Here is a 6,760-nt window from a genome sequence, read left to right as displayed (position 1 = left end):
AAGAGATCGATCTGCTGAGCCTGTTCAAGGACGTCTGCAGCGACTACATCCACGTGTGTACCGTGCCGCAGCAGCTGCCCAATCTCATCGACCGGGCGATCCGCACAGCGCTTTCCGAGGGAGCGCCCACCGGCATCATCGTGCCGTCCGACGTTTTCGAACTGGACTACCAGCCGCCGCGCCACGCTTTCAAGCATGTGCCATCGAGTCTGGGGCTGAGTCAGGCACGTACCGTCCCCGATGACGACGCGTTGGTACGTACGGCCGAATTGCTCAACAGTGGAACGAAAGTCGCGATGCTGGTGGGCCAGGGCGCACGGGGCTGCGTGGCCGAGCTCACCGAGGTGGCAGATCTGCTCGGGGCGGGGGTGGCCAAGGCACTGCTGGGCAAGGACGTGTTGGCAGACGACTTACCCTGGGTCACCGGGTCGATCGGACTGTTGGGTACCACGGCCAGTTGGAAGCTGATGCGGGGCTGCGACACCCTGCTCACTGTCGGCTCGAACTTCCCCTACACCCAGTTCCTTCCCGATCTCGACGCTGCCCGTGCGGTGCAAATCGATCGATCCGGCAAGTGGATCGGCATGCGCTACCCCTACGAGATCAATCTGGTTGGCGATGCGAATGCGACATTGCGAGCGCTCATTCCGCTGCTGCAGCGCAAATCTGATCGGTCCTGGCGCGACAAAATCGAAGGTGCTGTCGACGATTGGTGGACCACCGTTCAACGAACCGCGATGACCGACGCCGATCCGCTGAATCCCATGCGGTTGTTCTGGGAACTGTCGCAGCGGCTGCCCGGTAATGCCATCGTCACCGCAGACTCGGGGTCCTCGGCGAACTGGTACGCCAGGTATCTCAAATTCACCGAGGGGGTGCGCGGTTCGCTGTCGGGCACCCTGGCCACCATGGGACCGGCGGTTCCGTATGCCATCGGCGCCAAATGGGCTCAGCCCGACCGGCTGGCGATTGCGTTCGTCGGTGACGGCGCGATGCAGATGAACGGAATGGCCGAACTGATCACCATCGGGAAGTACTGGGAACAGTGGGCCGATCCCCGGCTCATCGTTGCGGTATTGCACAACAATGACCTGAACCAGGTGACGTGGGAGATGCGGGCAATGGAGAACTCGCCGAAGTTCGAAGAGTCCCAGGTACTTCCGGACGTGGACTACGCAGCGTTCGCGCGCAGCATCGGGCTCATCGGCGAAAACCTGAGCAGCGCAGACCAACTCGGCGACGCCTGGGACCGCGCACTGACGGCTGACCGGCCGACTGTGCTGGACGTGGTCTGCGATCCTGACGTTCCGCCCATTCCTCCGCACGCCACGTTCGAGCAGGCGAAGTCGCTGGCGTATGCGGTGCTCGGTCGCGACGAGGATGCCGCCGGCTTCATCAGGCAAGGGGTTAAACAGAAAGTGCAGCAATACTTTCCTCGTGAAAAGAAGACGACATGATTCGTGTCGGCAGTGTCGCACTTTCGGCGGTTCTCGCTATGATTCTGGTCTATCTCGTCCTGACCGGATCGCACGGCTACACCATCCCGGCGATCGTAGTGGCCGCTATCGCCGCGCTCGGCGTCTACGATCTGCTGCAGCGCAGGCACTCGGTACTGCGGAACTACCCGGTCCTCGGACATATGCGCTTCCTGCTGGAAGCGATCCGCCCGGAGATCCAGCAGTACTTCATTGAGCGAAACGTCGATGGGCGACCGTTCGATCGGGATGTCAGGTCGCTGATCTACCAGCGAGCCAAGGGTACTGCGGCCGAGACCTCCTACGGCACAGAGCGCGACATCGACTATGCCGGCTATGAGTATCTGTTGCATTCGGTAGCACCGGTCGAGCCCGCCCCGGAGCCGTTTCGAGTGCGCATCGGTGGCCCTGACTGCACACAGCCCTACGACATCGCTCTGCTGAACATCTCGTCGATGAGCTTCGGCTCGCTTTCCGGGAATGCTTTGCGCGCGCTGAACAACGGCGCGCGCAAAGGCCACTTCGCCCACGACACCGGCGAAGGCGGTTTGACCCCTTACCATCTCGGTGGCGCCGACCTGATTTGGGAGATCGGGTCAGGTTACTTCGGCGCTCGGAACAAAGACGGTTCCTTCGACCCGAAGCAGTTCGCCGATAAGGCCAAGCACGACGCAGTGAAGGCCATCTCGATCAAGCTCAGCCAAGGCGCGAAGCCAGGATTCGGCGGTGTGCTCCCGGGCGCGAAAGTCAGCAAGGAAATCGCCGCATACCGCGGCGTACCGGTCGGCGAGAAGTGTGTCAGTCCCGCCGCGCACTCTGCGTTCAGCACGCCGCGCGAACTAATGGCTTTCGTGGCGCGACTTCGCGAGTTGACCGGGGGAAAACCGATAGGGATCAAGCTGTGTGTGGGCTCGCGGGTGGACGTGCTGGCGATGTGCAAAGCAATGCTCGCCGAAGGGGTGGCCCCCGACTTCATCACCGTCGACGGCGCGGAAGGCGGCACCGCCGCCGCGCCGTTGGAATATGAAGATCACGCTGGCCTTCCGCTCACCGACGGGCTGATCATCATGCACAACGCCTTGGTGGGTACGGGCCTTCGGGACCGCATCCGCATTGGTGCCAGCGGCAAGGTCGCCACCGGAAACGACGTCGTCAAGCGCCTTATCCAGGGTGCGGACTACACCAACTCCGCCCGGGCGATGATGATGGCGACCGGCTGCATCCAATCGCAGCGTTGCCACACCAACCGCTGCCCGGTCGGCGTCGCCACCCAGGATCCACGCCGGGGCCGCGCACTCGACGTCGCCGACAAGAGCGAACGGGTGTATCGGTACCAGCGCGCCACCGTCAATCAGGCGATGCGCATGATGGCGTCGATGGGCGTTTCGCACCCGTCGATGCTCAACCCACACATGCTGCGCAAACGGGTATCGCCGTCCGAGCAGATGTCCTACGCCGAACTCTACGACTGGCTCACTCCCGCAGAACTTCTCGAGTACGCGCCGGCGCGATGGCGAGCGGACTGGGAACACGCTGACCCGGACTCGTTCGCGCCGCTAGGCGTCCAGCCACGCAAGGAGATTGCGTTGCATTGACCCACGCCGAGGGCGCTGAACGTCTGCATGCCCTCCTCGTGGTCGAGTGGCCGTCCGGGAGCGCGCAGACCTTGATCGGGAAGCATGCCAGCATCGGTGCCAGCGCACTAGTTGCGGCGGTAGCCCCGACGGGGGAGGGGCACCCAATGTGCCCGGCTTCGAGCGAATTGAGGTCGGCGGGCACAAGAATTCGCTCGAAGGCGGGCATAGCGGACACCGGCAACTCCCTGGTGCTGGTGAGGCTGGCGTTACCGCGCCGAGCCGCGGATTCGGTATGGCGCCTAGCCGGCGACCGCGTTGACCAACGCATCGGGCTGGTCCATCGACACGAAGGTCCGCGAGCGCGACACCTCGATCAGCGTGGCGTTGCTGAAAACACCGGCGAGTCGCCGGCCCAGGCTGGGCTTGAACACCACGTCGCCCTGGCCCCACACCAGCGTGACCGGCTTGCCGAACCGCGTCAGCCGGTTCGCCACGTCGGTGAGATCGGCAGTGGCGATATCGCACAGCAGCGCGGCCAGGTCGCGGCGGATGCGAGGGTCGTTGAGGCTGGGCTTGATCCACTCGAAGGTCACCCGTTTGTCGGGCCGGGTGATCAGCAGGCCGAACGCCCAGTTGCGCAGCGCGCTCAGCCGCATCGGCTCCATCATCGCCTTGATGGTGATCGGGCCGCGCAGTAGAGCGAACACCGCACTGAAGGGGAACGGCGGGCACTGGTCGAAGGCGTCGCAGTTGGTCAACACCAGCCGGCCTATCCGGTCCGGGTACGCGTCGACCACCAGCTGGCAGATCCCGCCGCCGGTGTTGCTACCGACCAGCGTTACGTCATACAGGTCGAGGGCGTCGATCGCGTCGTTGACGATCCGGGCAACCCCTTCCAGCGACAACGCCGCGGTGTCGCAAACCGGAATCGTGTGTGAGCCCAGCGGCAGGGTCGGCACGATGCAGCGGTAGCCAAGACGGCCCAGCCTTTCGGCGACCTCGCGCCAGATTTCGCCGTCGACCAGAACGCCGTGGACGAAGAACACCGATGGATGGGCCGAATCCTGCGGTCCGAATTCCCGATACTCGATGGTTGCCTGCTTCAGTGCCAGCTGTGTCATCGGGCGCAGTCAACCCGCAAACCCGCTGCCAGCTCGACGCCGCGGACTGCCAAATACTGCCGATACCGCGACGTCGCGTAGGTTCGTCGTCGTGATCAACCTGGCTTATGACGACAAGGGGACAGGGGAGCCCGTCCTTTTCATCGCCGGCCGCGGCGGACTGGGACGTACCTGGCACCTGCATCAGGTGCCGGCGTTTGTGAACGCCGGCTACCGAGTTATCACGTTCGACAACCGCGGGGTCGGTGCGACCGCGAGCGCCGACCAGTTCACCACCGAGAGCATGGTCGCCGACACCGCGGCGCTGATCGAGCAGCTCGGCATCGGGCCGGTGCGCATCGTGGCGGTGTCAATGGGCTCCTTCATCGCCCAGGAGTTGATGCTGGCCCGGCCCGAGCTGGTGAGTCAGGCGGCGCTGATGGCCACCCGCGGCCGGCTGGACAAGGCGCGCGACTTCTTCCGCGCTGCCGAGGACGAGCTGGCCGCGTCCGGCGTGCAGATCCCGACCTCCTACGACGCGAAGATTCGGCTGCTGGAGAGCTTCTCGCCCAAGACGCTAAGCAACGACGAGGCCGTGGCCGAGTGGATCAGCATGTTCACCATCTGGCCGGTCAAAATCACGCCCGGCATCATCCGGCAGGGCTGGATCTCGCCGCAGGGCAACCACCTGCCCTCCTACGGCGGTATTCACACGCCGACGCTGGTGCTCGGTTTCGCCGACGACGTCGTGACCCCTCCGCACCTGGGCAAAGAGGTCGCCAACGCTATCCCCGGCGCCAAATACCAGCTGATTGCCGACACCGGGCATCTCGGCTTCCTGGAACGGCCCGAGGTGGTCAACGCCGCGGTGCTGAAGTTCTTCGCCAGCATGGGGTTTTAACGCGCCGAGTGTGCGGTTCAGGCGCGTAGATTCCTCGTTTTCGCCGCCCCAAGCTGCACGCTCGGCGAACCTCTAGGCTGAACTGGTGAATCCCTCGACGGCACAGGCTCGCATTGTCGTCGACGAACTGGTCCGCGGCGGCGTCCGCGACGTGGTGTTGTGCCCGGGCTCGCGCAACGCCCCGCTGGCGTTTGCGCTGCAGGACGCCGACCGCGAGGGTCGGGTGCGGCTGCACGTCCGCATCGACGAACGGACCGCCGGATTCCTGGCCGTCGGACTGGCGATCGCCGCGGGCGCGCCGGTCTGCATCGCGATGACCTCGGGCACCGCGGTGGCCAACCTCGGCCCGGCCGTGGTCGAGGCCAACTACGCGCGGGTGCCGCTGATCGTGCTGTCGGCCAACCGGCCCTACGAAATGCTCGGCACCGGTGCCAACCAGACCATGGAGCAGCTGGGCTACTTCGGCACCCAGGTCCGCGCCACCATCAGCCTCGGGCTGGCCGAAGACGCGCCGGAGAAAATGGACGCGTTCAACGCGACCTGGCGATCGGCCCCCTGCCGCGTGCTGGTGGCCGCGACCGGAGCGCGCAGCGCCAACGCCGGGCCGGTGCACTTCGACATTCCGCTGCGCGAGCCGCTGGTGCCCGACCTCGAGCCTGGACCCATTCCGCCGGGCCGGCCGGGCGGCAAGCCCTGGACCCTCACCCCGGCGGTCAGCTTCGACCAGCCGCTGGATATCGACCTCAGCCTCGACACCGTCGTCATCGCCGGCCACGGCGCCGGCGAGCGGCCTGAGCTGGCGGCGTTGCCCACAGTCGCCGAGCCCACTTCATTTTCGGGCTGCCGCCCGCCAAACCCGCTGCATCCCCTGGCGCTGCCGCAACTGTGCCCGCAGCAGGTGATCATGCTGGGCCGGCCCACCCTGCACCGGCCGGTGTCGGCGCTGTTGGCCGACGCGAAAGTGCCGGTGTACGCGCTGACCACCGGGCCGCGCTGGCCCGACGTCTCGGGCAACTCGCAGGCCACCGGCACCCGCGCCGTCACCACCGGTACGCCGAATACCGGGTGGCTGGCCCGCTGCGCCGAACTCAACGGCCAGGCCGTCGCCGCGGTGCGCGAGCAACTCGCGGCGCACCCGCTGACCACCGGTCTGCACGTGGCCGCCGCGGTGACCGACGCGCTGCGCCCCGGCGACCAGTTGGTGCTGGGTGCGTCCAACCCGGTGCGCGACGTCGCACTGGTCGGCCTCAACCAGCAGGGAATCACCGTCCGGTCCAACCGCGGGGTGGCCGGCATCGACGGCACGGTGTCGACCGCGATCGGCGCGGCGCTCGCGCACGATGCCACCGGAGGGCGCACCGTCGCGCTGATCGGCGACCTGACCTTCGTCCACGACAGCTCGGGCCTGCTGATCGGGCCGACCGAGCCGGTGCCCGCCGACCTGACCATCGTGGTGTCCAACGACAACGGCGGCGGCATCTTCGAACTTCTCGAGCAGGGCGACCCGCGGTTCTCCGACATCTCCGCCCGCGTGTTCGGCACCCCGCACGACGTCGACGTCGGCGCGCTCTGCCGGGCCTACCACGTCGACAGCCGCCAGATCGAGCTCGGCGACCTGGCCGGTGCGCTCGACGAGCCGGCGGCCGGCATGCGGGTGCTGGAGGTCAAGGCGGACCGGTCGTCGTTGCGGCAGCTGCACGCCGCCAT

Annotated in this window: 5 protein-coding genes; 4 read left to right on the top strand and 1 reads right to left on the bottom strand. The window is 66.3% G+C overall.

The window, feature by feature from the left end; genetic code table 11:
• Together AC2VOU_RS19975 and AC2VOU_RS19970 are read left to right on the top strand one after the other, a co-directional pair.
• Nucleotides 1–1,457 (top strand): thiamine pyrophosphate-requiring protein (locus AC2VOU_RS19975; protein ID WP_486958921.1); only part of this gene is annotated, 1,457 nt, incomplete at its 5' end.
• Nucleotides 1,454–3,070 carry an FMN-binding glutamate synthase family protein gene (locus AC2VOU_RS19970; RefSeq protein WP_486958920.1) on the top strand — a complete coding sequence of 539 codons (1,617 nt, stop codon included), beginning with the start codon at nt 1,454–1,456 and terminating at the stop codon, nt 3,068–3,070. The genes AC2VOU_RS19975 and AC2VOU_RS19970, both read left to right, overlap by 4 nt.
• 281 nt (nt 3,071–3,351) lie before the next feature.
• Here the strand turns inward: AC2VOU_RS19970 and AC2VOU_RS19965 are convergent, their stop codons facing one another.
• On the bottom strand, nt 3,352–4,173 hold the full coding sequence (locus AC2VOU_RS19965) for an alpha/beta fold hydrolase (protein WP_486958919.1): 822 nt from the start codon (nt 4,171–4,173) through the stop codon (nt 3,352–3,354).
• Nucleotides 4,174–4,267: 94 nt separating this feature from the next.
• On the opposite strand from AC2VOU_RS19965, the gene AC2VOU_RS19960 reads away from it, so the two are divergent.
• A complete protein-coding gene (locus AC2VOU_RS19960) occupies nt 4,268–5,053 on the top strand; it encodes an alpha/beta fold hydrolase (RefSeq protein ID WP_486958922.1) in 786 nt (261 codons plus the stop codon).
• An 85-nt stretch (nt 5,054–5,138) separates the two neighbouring features.
• Nucleotides 5,139–6,760 (top strand): 2-succinyl-5-enolpyruvyl-6-hydroxy-3-cyclohexene-1-carboxylic-acid synthase (menD, locus tag AC2VOU_RS19955; RefSeq protein WP_486958918.1); only part of this gene is annotated, 1,622 nt, incomplete at its 3' end.

It is taken from the genome of Mycobacterium sp. TH-M25, from assembly GCF_057473665.1.
Note: the sequence above shows the minus strand (reverse complement) of the source record. Positions and strands in the feature narration are given on the sequence as shown.

Excerpts from the sequence above, each read along its gene's own strand:
- AC2VOU_RS19970 (WP_486958920.1), top strand. The coding sequence starts at position 1,454 with ATGATTCGTGTCGGCAGTGTCGCACTTTCGGCGGTTCTCGCTATGATT.
- AC2VOU_RS19965 (WP_486958919.1), bottom strand. The coding sequence starts at position 4,173 with ATGACACAGCTGGCACTGAAGCAGGCAACCATCGAGTATCGGGAATTC.